Origin of the sequence: Yinghuangia sp. YIM S10712 (assembly GCF_051388935.1) — a bacterium.
Classification (GTDB): Bacteria; Actinomycetota; Actinomycetes; order Streptomycetales; family Streptomycetaceae; genus Yinghuangia.
Map to the genome: position 1 here is coordinate 45,435 of NZ_JBPKBI010000007.1, position 17,724 is coordinate 63,158.

Consider the following 17,724-nt stretch of genomic DNA (forward strand, 5'->3'; position numbering starts at 1 on the left):
CGACCGGCCGCCGCAGCGAACGCGAATGCCGAGGCGCAGGCGCCGGCCGATGCCGCCGCCGCGACGGGAGCTCATCGGGCCCACCTGCGGTTGGTGTCGTTGATCGCCAACTCGGCCTGGGTGAGCCTGACGACGAGGGGGATGCCGGGGCGCCCGCCGACCTTGACCATGAACTTTCCCAGTCCGGGCGGCTGCGCCTTGGTGGTGCCGGCCAGATCCCACGAGGGCGGGGTCGACCAGTCGACGATCATCTGCTGCTCGGCCTCGGTCATGCCCACCACTTCGGTGAGTTGGGGCATCTCGGCGGCCGGGAGCCCTCCGCAGATGACCATGCCGGACCGCTCGACGAACCCCTTGGCCTTCATGCGGTCCTCTTCCGAAGGCAGCGCCAACAGGTCCGACATGGTGTGGGTGACCATGGCCATGCCGACACCGCGCTGCCGGTTGAGGCGCGTGAGCGCGTCCACGCGGTCGACGAGGCCGCGTCCCACCCGCAGGACGCGCCACAGCTCGTCGAGGATCACGAAGTAGTGACGCTGGGGCTCCAGTCCGGCGTCGGCGAGCGCCTGGGCGACCGACACCGCACCGAACCCGTAGCTCCAGCACGCCAACAGGGCCGCGGCTTGGAGGTAGGCCTCCGAGTCGTCGATGCTGCTGACGTCGAAGCACACCGGACGGTCGTGGCGCATGGGCTCGGTGGTGGGCCGGGAGAACATGTCCCCCAGCCGGCCGTTGCCGAGCAGCCCGATCAGGGAGGCCTCCAACTCTTCGGTGATGGTGTGATACCGGTCGATGTCACCTCGGTCGAGGGCCGTCGCCCGCACTACGTCGGGCGCCTCCTGGACGACCTTGAGCAGGTCGCCGAGCACCGGGACGCCGTCGTGCTTCTGGTCCAGGACGTGCAGGGCGACGTGCAGGATGCTTTCCTCGCGGTCGGTGGGCGGGCCCCCTCGCAGCACGGTGATCAGCGACGCGACGGCGTTCAACCGCCGTCCGTGCGAGTCGGCCACGAGCGCCCGCCGGGCGTCGCCGGTCAGCCGTGCCGCCGCGGCCTTGGCCTCGCCCGGGTCGAGGATGTTGAGGAACCCGCGCCCGCGGCCCAGCGTGATGACCTGGCCGCCGAGCGATTGGATGAGGTCCACGTAGTCCGGTTTCAGGTCGCCGAAGACCAGCGGCTGGACGCCGTAGCCGGCAAGTCCCAGTGCCTGCCTGCGGACGATCGTCGACTTCCCGAGCCCCGGCCTGCCGAGCACGAACTCGCTCGGGTTGAGGATGAGTTGGGCGCGCTGGAACCAACTGATCGGATCACAGCACAGCGTCGCGTTGCCGTTCAGCGTGCGCCCGACGGGGACGCCGATGACCGGAGTCCCCGAGCCCGCGCCGAACGGCCACAGGCCGCAGACCTGGACCGTCGTGCCCCGCCATTCGGGACCGGCCTCGACATGCGCCGGCCGACCGCCGCCCCAGCCGCCGTATCCGCGCGACGGGACAGAGCCGGCCCCCCGGGCCTGCCTGCGGTCTCCGCCGGCGGCACGTGCGCTCTTCTCCCCTTTCGGGCGGCGGTTTCCGGATCCCCACATGGCTGTGCCTCCAACTGCCGGGTTTTCTTACATCGCGTCGCGGACGGCCTGCGGGACTTTCAGGTGCAGCGGCATCACGAGTCCGAGCGGGAGCGCCGCGAGGAACGCGCTCGCCTGCGCGAAGCGAACTCGCCGCAACTGGAGGCGGGATGCCGCCGCGAGGTTGTCGACCGCCGAGGCGGCGAGGTTGAGGTCCTCCGCGTCCGCGACGGTGGCGGTGACGTACAGCGAGAATCGGACAAGTCCCGCGCCGGTGGCCTCCTCCTGCGCCGCGCGGTCCGCCGCCTGGACCGCGATCGAGTCGCGGGCCTGGGCGATCTTCGCCTGCTTGGCCTTGAAGAGGGCGTCCTTGCGGTCGCGTTCCACCAGGCGCGCGGAGGCTCCCACGTCGTGCGGCCGATACACGAGCGTGACGCGTTTGCGCAGGATGTCCGGGTGGGGCATGACCAGACGGTTCAGGACACTGGAGAAGACCTCACCGCGCGGCGCCTCCGACATCGCCCACGTCATGGACCAGGCGCTGTCGTGACGGTACGCGTCCGGTGTCTCCATCGTGCCGACGGGCCCCACCTCGTCCCAGAGCACCCCGTCGTCGGGCACTCCCTCGGCGAGCCCGGCCGCGGCCGGGTCGTACGCGACCCGCATCATCACTCCGAGTTCGCGCGCCGTCATGGGCAGGGCGGGCCCGGCTCCCGTCATCTGGAGGTCGGCCGCGAGGCCGGGCAGGCGGGTGCCGAGCATCTGCGCGACCGCTGCCAGGCTCCGGCGGGCGCCGGTGTTGCGGGCGGCACCCGAGTAGGTGAGCGCCACCCGGCTCGTCAAGGTGGCGGAGCCCAGCGGGTAGTCGCGCACGATCTCGGCCAGGACCTCGCGGGCGAGCTGCGGCGCTTCGGCGTGGACGTTGCCGGACACCTCGCGTACCAGGCGCTCGCCGGTGTCGGGGGCGGCCTCGATCGTGACCGACGCGGCCACCAGGCCCGGCTCGTGGCCCAGTTGGGCGAGCCAGTCGCCCCAATACGCGACCCAGGTGTCCACTTGTTCGGCGTCGACGAGGGAGGCTCCGTCCGCGTGGCAGTCGAGGACGACGGTGTGGTGCCAGGGACCGGGCGCGGTCAGGATCGCGAACGGGCGCCCGTGCCCGTCGACGGCCTCGCTCACCTCCAAGGGCGCGGCGAGACCGGGAAGTCGACTGGTGGAGGCGGGAGTTCGCCCGAAGGGCCCGGACCGGTAGAGGTGCCGTCCCTGCATGACCCCCAACATCCACGAGCCCGTCGCGGTGAGCCACTGCAGGCCGTTGCGTCCGTGTTGGTCGCGGATGAGCAGCGGAGCCAGCATCAGCGCGACCAGCACGGTGAGGCCCAGCGCCAGCACGATCGAGACGAAGAGCGCCCCGATCACCAGCAGGGCTCCACCGAACAACAGCAGGGTGCCGGCCAGGCCGATGCCGAAGATGCCGGGCGACGTCGGCTTCCGCCAGTTGCCGTACGTGCGCACGTCAGGTCTGGTCACGCGGCACCCTCCGGGACGGGACTCTCATCACCGCTTCACCAGGCGTGCCCCGCCGGCGAGTACGCCGCCGACCATCGTCGTGGAGGCGGCCTGGCCGCCCGTCGCGGGCGCCACGACCGGGAAGATCATCTTGACCAGGGCGGGGAGCAGGAGTGACATCAGGAGCAGGATGACGGCGCCGCGGAACTGTGCCTCCGGTCCGCTGGCGGAGGCGCTGTTCGACCCGAAGAGCCGGGCGGAGGCGACGAAGACGGTCACCGACGCCGGTTTCACCAGGATGAACGCGCCGAGGTAGGTGAGGTGGTGGGACATCCACGACTTCCCGACCTCGGTGTTCGTCGCGGCGGCGGCGAGGGGCAGTGTGCCGGCGAGGATGGTCACGACGGGGATGCGCACGATCATGTAGACCCACTGCACGAGACCGCCGGCCAGCAGGCACAGGCTCAGCAGCACGAGCAGGACGAAGTTCAGGTTGTCCAGGTCGCCGGTGAACGATTCGATCGCCGCGGTGGCCGCCTCTTGGCCCGCGGCCCGGCTCAGCGGCTCCTCCGACGACGGATTGAGCCCGCGTACGAGAATCCACGTCGAATACCAACTGGACATCGCCACCAGGGCATTGATGACCAGGACGGACAACCCCGAGACCAGGACCAGGATGACGATGCTGCGAACGACGTCCTGGGCATGCTGGACCTGGCGGGTGAGGGAGATGCGAATCGAGGCGATGACGATCGAGAGCGCCACCAGACCGAGCGTGATCACGTTGGTGTGCCGCACAAGGAAGTTGACGTTCTGCTCGACGTTGATCCCGGTGTCCTTGCCGCTGTCGATCAGTGGCTCGGGCGCCAGGATCCACCAGAGGCTGACCTGTCCCACGGCCTCTCTCAACCGTGCCGCGGTCCATTGGATCGGCGCCTCCAGGAACTCCTCGTCCTTGAATTCCGTGTTGGCGACGGGCTGGCCGGGATCGTAGTCGCAGGGGGCTCCGCCGGTCGTGTCGCACTCCTGCGATCCGGGGGTCTGCTGCTCGTACTTGAAGTGGGTGATGACCGCCGCGTTCTGGCTCTCACAGTTCCGCAGCAACTGGCTGCTCGCGCCCAGGGTTCCGGTCGGGCACGGCGGATCGTCCCGGGGGTCCAGGCACACGAGCTTGTCGGATATCGCCTTGAGGAATTCGCAGGGGCGGCTGACGCTGGGATCGTTGTTGCCGTCCTGCCAGAACGAATCAGGACCATAACGCGTAGTGTTGGGCGGCTTCTTGGCCTTGATCGTCGAGGCCCAGTCCTTGCATTCACCTTTACGCAGCGTCAGGTCGTCGCAATTGCCCGACCACGCCGTCTGCGCGGCCTGGAGACGCCAGTACTCCTCGGGTGCCTGTCCCTCGCAGCAGGCCTGGCCCCAGTCGTTGTACAGCAGCTTGCCGCCGTTGTCCCGGAGTCGCACCTGGCCGTTGGTCGGCGGGTTCGTCGTCGGGCAATACCAGAACCACACCCAACCGCTGGCCATTTGCGGCACGTACACGCAGCCGTCGGTGAAATTCACGATGGCTTCCGGTGGCGGGTCCATCGGGAGCGCCGGGGCCTTCGAGGCGCCCGAGGCCGCGGCCCCGCCGAGCCCGAGCAGAAGGCCGACCGCCACGGCGACCAAGGCGGGCTTGCGCGCCGATCTCAGGTGCTTGGTGAGGCGCGTCCACCAGGTCCGCAACGCGTTCATTCCTTCCCCCAGGGCACGAAGCCGTCGAGTGACGTCGGCCTTTGCGGCAGTGCGCCGACGGTGCCGTCGGGCTGTACCTGCAGGAGCCAGTCGTCCCCGTCCCAGACAACGGTGTAGACGGCGGACTGCATACGGGCACCCCCCTCGGAGGCGAAGACAAGGGCCAGCACGGCCTGTTCGGGGCTGTAGGCGAGGAATTTGAATCCGGCCGGCTGCATGAGCCCGGTCACGTCCCGCACGAGCCCGGGCGCGGTGGTTCCCACCAGGCTTGTCATGCGGGTGACGAACTCGTCGGTCGAGGGGCCGGGTACGAGCTGGTACCGGGCGACCGACCGCCAGTCGGGGGCGAACAGGGCGCGGGACGAGATCTGCATCGCCGCGAGCAGCGCACCGGTCGGTGTGCGCGCGAAGCACCGGGACACGCTGCCCGTTCCTCCCACCGGTCCCGACAACGCGGACGACGGCATCGCGAGTCCGCGGTAGCTCTCCCAATCGATCTCTGAGGGCTCCTGCTCCGGCATGCCGGCGAAACCGCCGGTCAGGGGCGGGCAAGGGCCCGTCGGCTGGGTGGGCACCGGGGTGCCGCCGCCGGACGACGTGTTGCCCGTGCCGCCCGTGCCTGTGCCGCCCGTGCCCGGGGCGCCGCCGGGCGGGGGAACCGTCGTCGGTCCCGCCGTCTGCGCCGCGGCACCGTCGCGGCCTCCGCCGCCCGCGATGTCCACGACGACGACCACGACGCACAGAATGAGGCCGCATATCACGGCGGCGGATATCGCCGTCGTCGGACGCATCCTGGATCCGAAATCCGACGACCCGAATTCCCGCGAGCCGGACCCGCTTTCCGGCGACCGCTTCTTCGACCTCCTGAACAGCGGAACCACCCCGAAATTTCCGAATCGCACCTAACGCACGACGATGCCGATGATTCCCGAGGCCGAGACGGCGACAATACACGCGATCAGCGGGGACAGCAGCCCGGGCGCGAGAACTTCTCCACCCTCCTTGTAGGCGATCGCGACCCGCACGGCACAGAAGAGAACACCGGCGGCGGCCAGACTGAAGACCACCCACGTGATGAAGCCGAAAATCCGCGAAACTCCGGTGCTGAGCCCGGAGGGGATGGGGACTTCCTCTTTCGCCGGCACCACGTTGCTGTTCGGCGACGGATTCTGCGGAAGAATCTGTACAATCGCATCGAACGCATGGTTGACAGTCTCAAGTATCACGCGAACCCCATTTTCCGCCGCCACGCCTGCACCCATGGTGGACCACGTGCGCGGGGCTCGGCTTGGATAAATGCGACAGGTCCAAGAGATCGACGTCGACCGCCCCACCTTTGCCCTGGACTCTGCCACCGTATTACCCTCGGGAAACACAAAATCCTTGACGCGGCAAGCGCTTTCGGCCGATGGTTCATAGGAGTTCTTCGTCGGCCAAGATCGAACGGAACTGCGATGTCGCGTTTTTCCTCCGGCCCGACCGCCGTCGCCGCGCCCCCTCCCGGGAAACCGAAGGGCGTGGGCATTCCGGGCAGGCTCTCCTCCCGGCTCGGCAGCCACGGGGTGTCCCGGATACCCGGGATCGCTCCGGGCCTGCGACTGCACGAAGCGCCGGACGCGTACGGCCGGCCGTTCGCCTTCGTGTCGACCACCGCGGGCGGTCTGCACGCGGTCCTCATCGAGTACGCGGGCGAAGGTGCCCCGCAGCCGGGCGAATCCGTGGGCGCCTGGGTCGCCCGCTGGGAGAACGTCATCGCCGAGTTGCGCGCGTCCCCGGTCCTCGGCATCAGCGTGACGACCGAGCTGACAAGGCCCCGGGTGCTGCGGTTCGCACTGACCTACACCGAGGCGGGGCAACCCGCGTCCACCGGTCGCCGCAGGCGCGTGGGCGTGCCCGACATGGCGGTCCGGATCGGTTCCCAACTGCCGCGGATCTGCACGCTTTTGGAGGCGAACGCGGGCGGGCGGGCGGCTCCGCTCTCGGCCGCCTCGGTGACCTACGGCGTCCGGGCGACCTTCGACCCGTCGGTCGCCGAGCTCGTCGGCGACAGTGGTCCGCGCCCCGCGCTGCGCTGGCGCGACGTGGCGCCGACAACGGTGCGCGAAGCCTGGGACCATGTCGTCCACGATCGTGCGACATCGGTGACATGGGCCATGTCAGGGCTGCCGGGCGACGAACCGGCCGCCGCCCTCCTGGGCCCCGCACCGGAGTTGGCGAACGCCCGCCTCCAGGTCTTCTTCCGTCGGGCCACGCGCCCCACCGCACACCAGGATGGACTGGCAACCGCCTTGACGGCCACATCGACCGCGCCCGCGGACGAGGCCGTGGCGGCGCTGGACGCGCTGCCGGACCGCCTCTCCCAGCAGACGCGTTGGGGGTTGCGCCGGGTATACGGCGGACAGGCCGCGGCCTTCGCCGCGACCGCGGGACTGGGAATCGCCGTCCCGGGGCAGTTGAAGCCCCCGCAGGTGGTGGCGGCACGATGACAAGCGCCGATCGGGCAGGCGCGGCGAAGGCGGAATCACTGTGAGCGCGACAACGCGGCGCCGGGGGCCGTACCCGCACGTCGAAACCCTCATGGTGATGGGTTTCCTGCTGGTCGCCTTCCTGATGGCCTGCATCCTTTGGGTCGGCGCCTGGTTCGCCACGCGGGACTCGGGCGTCAAGCCGTCTTCACCGGTCGCCATGGTGGCGGACCTGATCAACGGGTCGTACCCGTGGCCGGGCGGCACGGCGACCGCGGTCTCGGTCGGGCTGGGCGTGTTCGTCCTGCTGTCGGCGTACGGCATGGGGCGCTCGGTGTCGCGCTATTCCCGCAAGCGCGTCAAAGTCGACCGCGCGCTCCCCTACCTCGCGTCGCTGACCGACTTGGCTCCTGCGACGAAGCAAGGCGTGGCCGAAACAGCGGCGCGGCTCGGACTCGAAGGGCTCTCCCCTCCCGGCGTGCTGATCGGACGCACCGTCAGAAGCGGTCATTCGCTGTGGGGTTCGTGGGAAGACATGCACATGGACATCTGGGGCCCACGCACCGGCAAAACTGCGTGCCGGGCGATTCCCAACATCGTGGCGGCCCCCGGCGCGGTCGTCGTCACGTCCAACAAACGCGATGTCGTGGACGCGACCCGGGGGGTGCGTGCAGCAGTCGGCGACGTCTGGATCTTCGACCCCCAGAAGCAGGCCGGGGCCGAGCCGACCTGGTACTGGGATCCGCTGGAGTACGTCGGCAACAGCATCGTCCTCGCGATCAAAATGGCCACGCGCATCTGCTCGGTCAACCGGCCCGCGCACGCACGCAGCGACGCGTATTTCGAGCCGGCCGCCGAGGACCTGATCGCCAACCTGCTGCTGGCCGCGTCGATCGACGGCCGACCGATCACCGACATCTATCGCTGGATCACGCGCCCGGACGACACCACTCCCGAGCAGATCCTGCGCGCCAACGGCCACGACATGTCCGCCGACGCGGTCGACGCGCTGATCACCGCACCCGACCGGCAACGCGCCGGCGTGTACGGAACCGCCGCGCAGATCGTCTCTTTCCTCATCGCACCGGGTATCACTGAATGGATCACACCGGGGCGCAATCCGAACCGGCCGCAGTTCCACTACAAGCAGTTCATCTCCGAGGGGAAGGACACGCTGTACCTCCTCTCCGAGGAGACGAACAGGATGGCCGCTCCGCTGGTGCTGGCGTTCACCGCGGCGCTGGCCGAGGAGGCCGAGAACCAGGGCCGCGACGGCCCCGGCGGGCGGCTGCCCGTCCCGATGCTGTTCGTCCTGGACGAGGCCGCGAACGTATGCCCGTGGAAGGCGCTCCCCGACAAGTACACGCACTTCGGTTCGCGCGGCATCGTCATGATGACGATCCTCCAGTCGTGGGCCCAAGGCGTGGCCACATGGGGCGACGTGGGCATGGCGAAGATGTGGGGTTCGGCAAACGTGCGCGTCTACGGCGGCGGCGTGCTGGACACCAAGTTTCTGGCCGACCTGTCTGCGGCTTCCGGCATCTTCGAGCCGCACACGATGAGTTATTCGCGCAAGAACACGGACTTCTGGGAACGCAACCTGAGCCGCGGGTCCCGGTCGGAACCGGTGCTGGACGTGCCGGATCTCGCCTCGCTGCCGCGCGGGCGCGCCTTCGTGCAGATCAGCGGTTCTCCTCCGGTGCTGGTCCGCACCATGCCGTGGTGGGAGGGCCCGTACGCCGACCGGATCCGGGCATCACTGGCGCAATACGAGCCGGCGCGCCCGGTGCTGTCGAAGCAGACGCACAGGAGCGCGGCATGAGCGTCCGAGCCCGAAATGCGGAGGAAACAGCGGACGCCCCCGGGGAGTTGGCGTTCTCATCACTTGACGAGTTCGTACGGGAGTACCTGTCGCAGGTGGTTCACAGGCGATTGAACCGGGCGGTGCAACTCTGGTGCCCCGAGTGGTGGCGCCACCCCGAAGCCGTGGCGCGCCTTTCGGTGTTGTGGCGGGCCTTCGAATTCCTGCGTCAGGACCCGGCGTTGGGTCTCTCCACGTGGTGGCTGCACCATGCCGATCCGCACCTGCGCGCGCTGATGCACCCGCAGTACGGGCCGTTCGTCGCATGCGACCCCCGCGACGGGCACGGCGACATGCAGCCTCGCGGGCTGCCGGCGACGCGGGCACCCGAGGAGTTCATGGCGCACCCGGCCTTCGCCCTACAGCCGGAGGACCTGGAGGCGGTCGCCGACGGCTTGTCCGCCGCCGCCCGACCGGACCCGACCGAGTACGCGGCATACGGCGCCGTGGACCTCGACGGCGAAGACGACCACGACGCCGGCGGCAAACGCAAGACGAAAGAAAAGGACCCCGGTCGCGACCAGGGGAAGTGACCCGCGCGACCGGTGGAGGGAAGCAGACGATGAAAGCCGACGGACCGCGGAACCCGTGGTTGCCCTCGGCACCGCGCGAAGCAGCGCCTGTGCGGGCGCCCGAGGCACCGAACCCCCCGAGGACGACGGCGGTCCGCCCTCAGGTCGGACTCGCGGCTGACTCCCCTGCCAAGGGCCTCGCGTTCCGCGCCGTCCCGGTGGGGGTTCCGAACCCTCCGTGGTGGTGGGTGGGCTGCCATGGCGGGGCGGCCGTGTCCACACTGGCGGAACTGGTGCCGGGCGGTCGCGACGCGAACAGAGCGTGGCCGATCCCCGCGGACGGGAACCCGAGCCGGGTCGTGCTGGTGGCGCGTACGAACGCCCAGGGGCTCGCGATGGCGCAGCTCGCCGCGCGGCAGTGGGCCGCGGGGCGGGTGCCGGGCGTGACACTCCTCGGGCTCGTCGCGGTCGCGGACGCCCCCGGGCGGCTGCCGCGGCCACTCGCGGAAACGCTGCGGCTCGTTGCCGGAGGCGTGCCCAAGGCGTGGTTCGTGCCGTGGATCGATGCCCTGAGATTCGACCATCCGCTGCCGGAGAAGCTCCCGAAAGGACTGACCAGGCTTGAGGAGGAACTGACACCACTGCGCGTGGAGTTGGGGCAGCATGCCGGTCGTTGACCGACGGTCGGGCGGGTCGGCGGGTTCGGCCGACACGCCACAGACGGTCGGGGCGATCAGTCGGGCGGGTCGGCTGGGTCGGGCGCCCGCGACTGAGGCCTGGGCCCCGGCCCGTCATCCCTCCGCCTGCAAAACGTTCGGGGGCGGTTCGTTCCGGCGTCCGTCGGCGGGAACCGCCCCGGAACTCCTCTCAGGCAGCAGCGCCGGGAACGCCGACCGGCGTTGGCGCCAATACGGGTTGACGACCCGTCAGGTCACTGCCTTGCAGCCGCTGTGCGAACACGGCCGGTGTGCTGCCGAGCAGGTCCGCGAAGTCGCGGGCGAAGTGCGAATCGTCGAAGTAGCCCAGTGCGGAGGCCAGTTCGCTCGATCTTCGCGGCGGGTCGTACTGCAACCGGTACGCGCCGCGAAGGACGCGGTAGCGGCGCAGCAGCCACTTGGGACTGACCCCCATATGGCGGTTGAATGCGCGCTGGATCGTACGCGCGGACAAATGGAAGTGGTCGACCAGCTCGACGACACGCGTCAGCCCTTCGTCGCGGATGGCGTCGACCATCGCGCCGACGCGGGCCACTTCGGGGTCCGCCGGCAGCGGCGGCGCGGTCGGCAGGCATTGTTCGAAGGCGACGGCGAAGCCGGCCAGACTGTCCCGAGCGGCCGCGGCGTGCAGGTCGGCCCCCACCCGGTGGGCGGACAGACCCCATGCGGTCTCGGAGAGCGGGAGGCACCGGTCGTTGTGGTCCGCGGCGGTCCCGCCGAGCAAGCGTGCGACCACGCCCGGACGCAGGGCCGCGGCGTATATGACCCCGGTGCCCGGGCGGGGTGAAGAGGTACGGCGGTGGCGTGTGATGCCTTGGCAGGTCAGGCTCTTGCCGTTCAGCACGACCAAGGGGTCCGGATCGAGCAGCGACACCGCGGAGGCGTGTCGTTCGAACCCGGGGTGGACGGTCCAGCGCAAGGACCAGAATCGGGCCACCACATCGGCGAACTCCCCGCTGGGAGTGAGGTGTTCGGTGGTGATCGTGATGCCGGACGTACCAATCACTCCGATGCCGGGCACCGCAGTCCATCGCACGCCGCCGGAGGCCGAGAGATGCATTTCGTCTCCGTTCGGTTGGGCATTGGGGGGAAATCGGCGTCACGCCGAGACGGCCGGCGCGGACACCTGGTGTCCTCGGCTCCGGGGCCCGCGTCGCCCGCTGCTGCGACGCGCCTGATCGATCCGGTCGGGCAGCCTTCACCGCCCCGACCGTCCGCGGCCCTGGGGAGCCGAATGACACCGCTACGACGTGGGAGTGCGAATCGGTTCCTTCTCCGACGAGCCTTTTCTGCTGGGGGCCGGCTCGTATCCGTCGAACGCACCGCGCGCTCCTGCCGCGCTGTCCACTCTGCGCGGGCAGGCGACGAAAAACCTGACCCGGGTGGCGTACATCTATCCACTTGGCGCGGTGAGCGGCCAAGGAGGCCGCCGTCTGCGAGGGCACCACCACGACGCATTATGGATAGTGACGCGTGTATTGCGCGTCCCGCTGTCCACAATGCGTCGGGCTCCGCCCCCTTCCGGGCCCCACGCGGGGCCAGACGTCACGTGCGGGTGACAGCGGATATCCAGGGCCGCGTCCGCCGCCTGCCCGAGTTGGTTAACCGCCGTGGCCTTACCGGCCCTTCGCGCGCGGTCGATAGTCGTGACCAGTCGATGCGCAGCGAGGGGAATCCGCATGACCGCTTCGGGTGTGACGGAAGGGTGCCGGTGGGCCGACGGACCGGTCGGGGAGCGGACGGCCGACGCCACGTGCGCTCCCGAACCGCTGTCCGGGCCACGGGTCGTCGCGAACCCGCGCATCGATGAAGCCGTTTCCGCGTTGCGACGAAAGGGATGAACGTGCGCGCCCACTTCAAAACGGCAGTACGAACGTCCCGTTCGCCGCTTCCGCTCACGCTCCGCCGGGAACTCGCGGACATTGTCGGCGGCAGCAACTTCCTCACGGGCGACGCGACCGCAGGCTACGTCGTCGACTGGACCGGCCGCTTCCACGGCTGGACGCCGGCGGTTGTCAGGCCCGGGACCACGGCCCAGGTCTCCGCGGTGTTGGCCGCCTGCAACGCCGCCGGGGTTCCGGTCGTACCGCAGGGCGGCAACACCGGTTTGGTGGGCGGCGGGATCCCGCTGAACGGGGAAGTCGTCCTGAGCCTGACCGGGCTCGACCGCCTGGACCCGGTCGACACCGATGCCATGCAGGTGACCGCGCAGGCAGGAGTGTCGTTGCAGCGGGTCGCCGACGCCCATCCGGGGTTCGATCTCCCGGTCAGGATCGCGAGTCGGCACAGCGCCACGGTCGGCGGCGCGATCGCCACCAACGCCGGTGGGCTGAGGGTGCTCCGGCACGGTCCGATGCGGGCGCAGATCCGTGGCCTTGAGGCCGTGCTCGCGGACGGACGAGTGCTCTCCCATATGGCCGGCCTTGTCAAGGACAACACCGGGTACGACTATCCGGGCCTGCTGGCCGGCTCGGAGGGCACCTTGGCGGTCATCACGCAGGCGCGGATCCGACTGACTCCCCGCTCGGAGAACTCCGTCGTGGCGCTCATCGGCGTCTCGGATCTGGCGGGATTGCACGGTTTGGCCGTCCGGTCCGTCCGCGAGGTGACCGGGCTGGAATCCGCCGAGTTCTTCACCACGGCGGGGCTGGACATCCTGCTGGCGCACACACCGCTTGCCCGTCCCTTCCGGGAACCCGCGAAAACCTATCTCCTCCTTGAGGCAAGCGGCCCCCATGCCATGGAGCAGCTCGGTGAACTGGCGGCGGACCGCCCCACCGCGGTCGCCGAGACCGCGTCGGATCGGGCCCGTCTTTGGCAGTACCGCGAGCGGCACCCCGAGGCCGCGGGCTTCCTCGGCACTCCGCTCAAGTTCGATGTCTCGGTGCCGTCCGGGCAGTGGGTCCACTTCGCCTCGACCGTGACGGGTGTCGTGCACTCCGTGGACCCCTACGCACAGGTCATCACATACGGCCACATCGTCGACGGCAACATCCACGTGAATGTGGTGCCGGCGGCGGACGCGGACGGTCGCCACCAGGACGTCGTCTTCAACCACGTCGCATCGCTGGGCGGCTCGATCTCCGCGGAGCACGGCATCGGGGCCCTGAAAGCGAGATGGATCTCCCTGGCACGCACCGACGCCGAGCGCTCGCTGTTCGCCGGCATCCGTGCCGCGTTCGACCCCCGGGGGATCCTGAACCCGAACGTGCTGCCGCGTTGACCGGATTGTCGAAGCCACGCGGTGGGCGGTGACTGCCCCTCTGCCCGCCCGACCCACTTCACCGGTCCTGCTCCGGGTCCGCGGAGTGGAACCGGCGTACCTGGGTGCAGCTGAGGGAAACGCCCGCACCGAACGGGTGTTCCACGTTCATATCCTTGGACGGTGACTGTCGACGGCCAAAGCCTGCTGCCGCGCAGCAGTGGGAAGTTCGTGGGGCGTGCAGCGGAACTCGACGAGCTCGCTGAGGTGTTGCGCGGGTCCCAGCGCTTGGTGACGTTGGTCGGGGCGGGCGGCATCGGCAAGACGCGGCTCGCTGTGTGCGCGGCGGAGCGGTGGCGCGCTGCCGGCGAAGCCGACGCGTTCGGGCCGGTGTTCGTTCCGCTGGCGGCGGTCGCGGATGCGCAGTTGGTCGAGTCGGCGATCTTGGACGCGGCGTCGCTCGGGCGGCGGTTGGACCCGTGGCCGCTGCGCGCGGTGATCAGTCATATAGACGACCGCGAGGGGTTACTGGTGCTCGACAACTGCGAGCATCTTGTGGAGGCGGCCGGTGCGGTGGTCGAGTCGCTCCTGGTGGGTTGCCCCGGTCTGCGCCTGCTCGTCACCAGCCGTGAACCGCTCGGCGTGACGGGGGAGATGGTCTGGCAGGTGCCTCCGCTGCCGACGTCCCTCGGAAAGGGCGACGAGGCGGGTCCCGCGTTGTCGGACGCGGCGCGGTTGTTCCTCGATCGTGCGGTCGGGCCGCAGGCGGCCGAGGACTTGTCCGACGAGATGCGGACGGCGGTGGACCGCATCGTGCGCAAACTGGACGGCATTCCCCTGGCCATGGAGCTGGCAGCGGCCCGCGCGCGGACGTTGTCGCCGACTCGGATCTGCGCCGATCTGGACCGCTGGGCGTTGACCACCGACGACGCGAACCGGCACGAGCGCCACCGCACCATGCGCAGGTGCCTCGACTGGAGCCACGCCATGCTGACCCCGGCCGAGGCGACGTTGTTCCGTCGGCTGTCGGTCTTCTCGGGCGGGTGGAGTCTGCACGCGGCGGAGCAGGTGTGCGGTGACGCGTCGCTGCCGGCGGCAGCCGTCCCCGAGCAGCTTCTCGCGTTGATCGACAAGTCACTTGTCCAGGTCTCCCATGAGGGCGACGAGGCCCGGTATCGGATGCTGTGGCCTGTCTGGCAGTACGCCGCGGAGAAGTTGGCCGACCTTCCCACCGAGCAGCGCAGCGTGGTGCACCGGCACCGCAAGTGGTGCGTCGCGCTCGCGGAGCGCGCCGATTTCGAACAGTGGCCGCTGAACAGGGCAAAGCGAGCCCGGCTCGACCGTGAGCTGTCCAACTTCCGTACCGGATTGGAGAACTCGAGCGCGGACGGGGCACTCGACGCGCTGCGCCTGACCTCGGCGCTCTGCCTCCACTGGCGTATCACGGGTCGGTACGCGGAAGGGGCGCAGGCCCTCGCACAGGCGCTGGCGGCGGCACCGCCGAAACCCCACTGGGCCACCGCCCGGGCCTTGGCCGGGCACGCGTGGATGCTTTACTGGCAGGGGGATTCGCAGCGTGCGGTACGTGACGCGGAGGCCGCCGACGCGATGGCGCGGCGCGTCGGCGACGGACGCGCGCAAGCGCAGGCGCTGAGCCTGCTGGGCGCCGCGGCAATGCTGATGGACCCGCCCAGGGCACAGCCGGTCCTGCGGCGCGCCGCGGCGCTCGCCAAGGAGGCCGGCGACCCCTGTTCCCTGGGCGACGCGAGCAGTTCGCTCAGCACGAGCTTCTTCTGGCAGGACGATTACCCTGCGGCTGTCGAATGCGCGGACGCGGCCGAAGCCGTGGCCACGGAGGTCGGCCTGCACAACGTGCTGTTCTGGAACCGCTGGATGCACGCGCACCGGGCTTGGGTGGCCGGCGATCTCCCCTCGGCACGGCGCAGCATCGCCGAAGGGCAGCGACTGCTGTGCGAATTCGATCCGATGCTGTCCCATTCGGCCTGCGAAGTGCAGGCGCTGATCGACGTCATGGCGGGTGACGCCGCACCGGCGCGGGCGTCGCTGCTGGCGGAGATGGAGCGTTCCCGGCACGTGGCCGTCCGGTGGGGCACGGGCTTCATGACCGTGGCGCTGGCGTTGGCCGAACTGGCGTTGGGCGATTTGGCGTCCGCCCGTGCGCACGCGGGACGGCTGTACGACCGCGAACACGGCGAGGCGGGCTATCTGGCGTGGCGGGCGCAGCACGTGCTGATGCTGGCCGCGCTCTCGGAGGGCGATACGGAGGCCGCCCGACGGCATGCCGGACTGATCCGGGAGGTCGCCGAGCGCCTGGGCAACCGCCGCGCGAAAACGGTGGCGCAGGCCGGAACGGCCCATGCCGCGCTGCTCGACGGGGACCTGGACGTCGCCGAGGTCTGTGCGCACGACGCCCTCGCGGCAGCCGGCCGCAACCAGTGGTGGCTCGAAGGGCTGACGGCCCTGGAACTGCTGGCCGTTGTCGCGGCCCGGCGCGGCCGTCACGACCGGGCCGTCCATCTGTTCGCGGGCGTGGCTGCGGCCCGCGAGGAACGCGGCCTGGTCCGGGTGCCCACCGATGACGCGTGGTGGTCGCGCGAGATGTCGGCGGCCTGCGACCGGGTTGCCGATCCGGAGTTGCGGTTGGCCGCGGGACGGGCGATGCCCCTTCCGGAACTGGCGGATTTCGCGGCACGCGGGCGAGGGCCCAGGGGCCGCCCCGGACACGGCCCGCGGAGCCTGACCCCCATGCAGTTGAACGTCGCCAAGCTCGCCGCCGCCGGATTGTCGAACGCGGACATCGCGCTCAGACTGTTCATCGCTCCCGGCACGGTCAAGAGTCACCTGGCGACCGTCTTCACCAAGCTCGACATCCACTCCAGGACGCAGTTGGCCGCGTTGGACCTGCCCGCGCCGCGGCCGGGCGGCAACGCGTCCGAATAGCCTCGCGCACCGGGCCGGTCGGCCGACACGACGACTCGTTGTCGCCGGGCGCGTCGGCGACATTGTCGGCGTGAGCTCAACCTGCCGCATTTTTCACTGACTTCGCGCGCGGCGGGCGGAGACAATCATCGGATGGACTCCCCCGCTGCCGGGTCTGGTGCCGCCGAACACGCGTCGCCCCCCGATGATGTGTCCGCGCTGCCGTTGTTCCAGGAGTGCTTCCGTACGCTGGCGGACTCCATCGAGCGGGTTCTCAAAGGCAAACGGTCCGCGGTCGAGTTGGCGTTGACCGCGTTGTTCGCCGAGGGCCATCTGCTGCTGGAGGACGTCCCGGGGACCGGTAAGACGACGTTGGCCCGGGCGCTCGCGGCGTCGCTCGGCGCGGACTGCCGGCGTGTGCAGTTCACGCCGGACCTGCTGCCGTCCGACATCACCGGTGTTTCGGTCTTCCGGCAGAACTCGGGGACCTTCGAGTTCCTTCCCGGGCCGGTCTTCGCGCACATCGTGGTCGCCGACGAGATCAACCGGGCGTCCCCGAAGACCCAATCCGCGCTTTTGGAGGTGATGGAGGAGCGCCGGGTCACCGTCGACGGTGTCGCGCAGCCGGTGCCGCACCCGTTCATGGTGATCGCGACGCAGAACCCGGTCGACATGGCGGGCACGTATCCGCTTCCGGAGGCCCAGCTCGACCGGTTTCTGATGCGTTTGTCGCTCGGCTATCCCGACCACGCGTCCGAGGTCACCGTTGCGGGCGGCGGGCCGGACATCGCGGTCGCCGAGCAGCTTCCGGTGATCGCGACCGCCCGGCACATCGACGAGTTCGCGCGTTTCGTGCGGACCCGGGTGCACGCCGCCGAACCGGTCGTCGACTACGCGGTGCGCATCGCCGCCGCGACCCGCACCTCGCCTCTGGTCCGTCTGGGCGCGGGCCCGCGCGGCAGTGTCGCGCTGGTGCGCGCGGCGCGCGTACGGGCCGCTGCCGCAGGGCGCACGTATGCGGTTCCGGACGACGTGAAGGCGCTCGCCCCGGCGGTGCTCACGCACCGACTGCTGCTCACCCCGGACGCGGAACTCGCGGAAACGACAGCCTCCGACATCGTCGCCTCCGTCCTCGCCGACGTCCCGGCACCGCGCCCGGTCCGCCAGACCACGCCCGCCCGCGTGTGACTCGTCGCCCTCCGACAACCGGACCTCAGGGTCCGGTT

At 70.1% G+C, this 17,724-nt stretch carries 13 protein-coding genes; 7 read left to right on the forward strand and 6 right to left on the reverse strand.

All coding sequences use genetic code 11. From position 1 onward, the window contains the following. Positions 1-71: 71 nt before the first annotated feature. The 5 genes from ACRX5W_RS16775 to ACRX5W_RS16795 form a co-directional block, all read right to left on the reverse strand. On the reverse strand, positions 72-1,580 hold the full coding sequence (locus tag ACRX5W_RS16775; protein WP_436788959.1) for an ATP/GTP-binding protein: 1,509 nt from the start codon (positions 1,578-1,580) through the stop codon (positions 72-74). Between the two features lie 27 nt (positions 1,581-1,607). Then, positions 1,608-3,089, reverse strand: coding sequence for an SCO6880 family protein (locus tag ACRX5W_RS16780; RefSeq protein WP_436788960.1), 1,482 nt, complete (start codon positions 3,087-3,089; stop codon positions 1,608-1,610). A 27-nt stretch (positions 3,090-3,116) separates the two neighbouring features. Further along, entirely contained in the window at positions 3,117-4,802 is a 1,686-nt protein-coding gene (locus ACRX5W_RS16785) for a hypothetical protein (protein WP_436788961.1), read from the reverse strand. Next, entirely contained in the window at positions 4,799-5,593 is a 795-nt protein-coding gene (locus ACRX5W_RS16790; RefSeq protein WP_436788962.1) for a hypothetical protein, read from the reverse strand. Before ACRX5W_RS16790 ends, ACRX5W_RS16785 begins: the two co-directional genes overlap by 4 nt. A gap of 111 nt (positions 5,594-5,704) precedes the next feature. Beyond that, on the reverse strand, positions 5,705-6,064 hold the full coding sequence (locus tag ACRX5W_RS16795) for a hypothetical protein (protein ID WP_436788963.1): 360 nt from the start codon (positions 6,062-6,064) through the stop codon (positions 5,705-5,707). Positions 6,065-6,256: 192 nt separating this feature from the next. On the opposite strand from ACRX5W_RS16795, the gene ACRX5W_RS16800 reads away from it, so the two are divergent. From ACRX5W_RS16800 to ACRX5W_RS16815, 4 genes are read left to right on the forward strand one after another with little or no spacing between them, the layout of a single operon-like run. Then, positions 6,257-7,288, forward strand: a complete 1,032-nt coding sequence (locus ACRX5W_RS16800) for an SCO6880 family protein (RefSeq protein ID WP_436788964.1) — start codon at positions 6,257-6,259, stop codon at positions 7,286-7,288. A 40-nt stretch (positions 7,289-7,328) separates the two neighbouring features. Beyond that, positions 7,329-9,089: a type IV secretory system conjugative DNA transfer family protein gene (locus tag ACRX5W_RS16805; RefSeq protein ID WP_436788965.1), complete on the forward strand. Its 1,761-nt coding sequence runs from the start codon at positions 7,329-7,331 to the stop codon at positions 9,087-9,089. Then, a complete protein-coding gene (locus tag ACRX5W_RS16810) occupies positions 9,086-9,661 on the forward strand; it encodes a DUF4913 domain-containing protein (RefSeq protein WP_436788966.1) in 576 nt (191 codons plus the stop codon). The genes ACRX5W_RS16805 and ACRX5W_RS16810 overlap by 4 nt, the downstream gene beginning before the upstream one ends. Before the next feature lie 29 nt (positions 9,662-9,690). After that, positions 9,691-10,317, forward strand: a complete 627-nt coding sequence (locus ACRX5W_RS16815; RefSeq protein ID WP_436788967.1) for a DUF6668 family protein — start codon at positions 9,691-9,693, stop codon at positions 10,315-10,317. A 190-nt stretch (positions 10,318-10,507) separates the two neighbouring features. Here ACRX5W_RS16815 and ACRX5W_RS16820 read toward each other — a convergent pair whose 3' ends face one another. Continuing rightward, positions 10,508-11,416: a helix-turn-helix domain-containing protein gene (locus tag ACRX5W_RS16820; protein ID WP_436788968.1), complete on the reverse strand. Its 909-nt coding sequence runs from the start codon at positions 11,414-11,416 to the stop codon at positions 10,508-10,510. A 783-nt stretch (positions 11,417-12,199) separates the two neighbouring features. On the opposite strand from ACRX5W_RS16820, the gene ACRX5W_RS16825 reads away from it, so the two are divergent. The 3 genes from ACRX5W_RS16825 (at position 12,200) to ACRX5W_RS16835 (ending at position 17,686) form a co-directional block, all read left to right on the forward strand. After that, positions 12,200-13,579 (forward strand): FAD-binding oxidoreductase, encoded by a 1,380-nt coding sequence (locus ACRX5W_RS16825; protein WP_436788969.1) that lies wholly within the window; start codon positions 12,200-12,202, stop codon positions 13,577-13,579. 162 nt (positions 13,580-13,741) lie between these two features. Beyond that, positions 13,742-16,519 carry a helix-turn-helix transcriptional regulator gene (locus tag ACRX5W_RS16830; RefSeq protein WP_436788970.1) on the forward strand — a complete coding sequence of 926 codons (2,778 nt, stop codon included), beginning with the start codon at positions 13,742-13,744 and terminating at the stop codon, positions 16,517-16,519. A gap of 132 nt (positions 16,520-16,651) precedes the next feature. Next, entirely contained in the window at positions 16,652-17,686 is a 1,035-nt protein-coding gene (locus ACRX5W_RS16835; protein ID WP_436788971.1) for an AAA family ATPase, read from the forward strand. Positions 17,687-17,724 lie beyond the last annotated feature (38 nt).

Coding starts and splice junctions, on each gene's coding strand:
- ACRX5W_RS16775 (WP_436788959.1), bottom strand. CDS start 1,580: ATGTGGGGATCCGGAAACCGCCGCCCGAAAGGGGAGAAGAGCGCACGT.
- ACRX5W_RS16785 (WP_436788961.1), bottom strand. CDS start 4,802: ATGAACGCGTTGCGGACCTGGTGGACGCGCCTCACCAAGCACCTGAGA.
- ACRX5W_RS16790 (WP_436788962.1), bottom strand. CDS start 5,593: ATGCGTCCGACGACGGCGATATCCGCCGCCGTGATATGCGGCCTCATT.
- ACRX5W_RS16795 (WP_436788963.1), bottom strand. CDS start 6,064: ATGGGTGCAGGCGTGGCGGCGGAAAATGGGGTTCGCGTGATACTTGAG.
- ACRX5W_RS16800 (WP_436788964.1), top strand. CDS start 6,257: ATGTCGCGTTTTTCCTCCGGCCCGACCGCCGTCGCCGCGCCCCCTCCC.
- ACRX5W_RS16810 (WP_436788966.1), top strand. CDS start 9,086: ATGAGCGTCCGAGCCCGAAATGCGGAGGAAACAGCGGACGCCCCCGGG.
- ACRX5W_RS16815 (WP_436788967.1), top strand. CDS start 9,691: ATGAAAGCCGACGGACCGCGGAACCCGTGGTTGCCCTCGGCACCGCGC.
- ACRX5W_RS16820 (WP_436788968.1), bottom strand. CDS start 11,416: ATGCATCTCTCGGCCTCCGGCGGCGTGCGATGGACTGCGGTGCCCGGC.
- ACRX5W_RS16835 (WP_436788971.1), top strand. CDS start 16,652: ATGGACTCCCCCGCTGCCGGGTCTGGTGCCGCCGAACACGCGTCGCCC.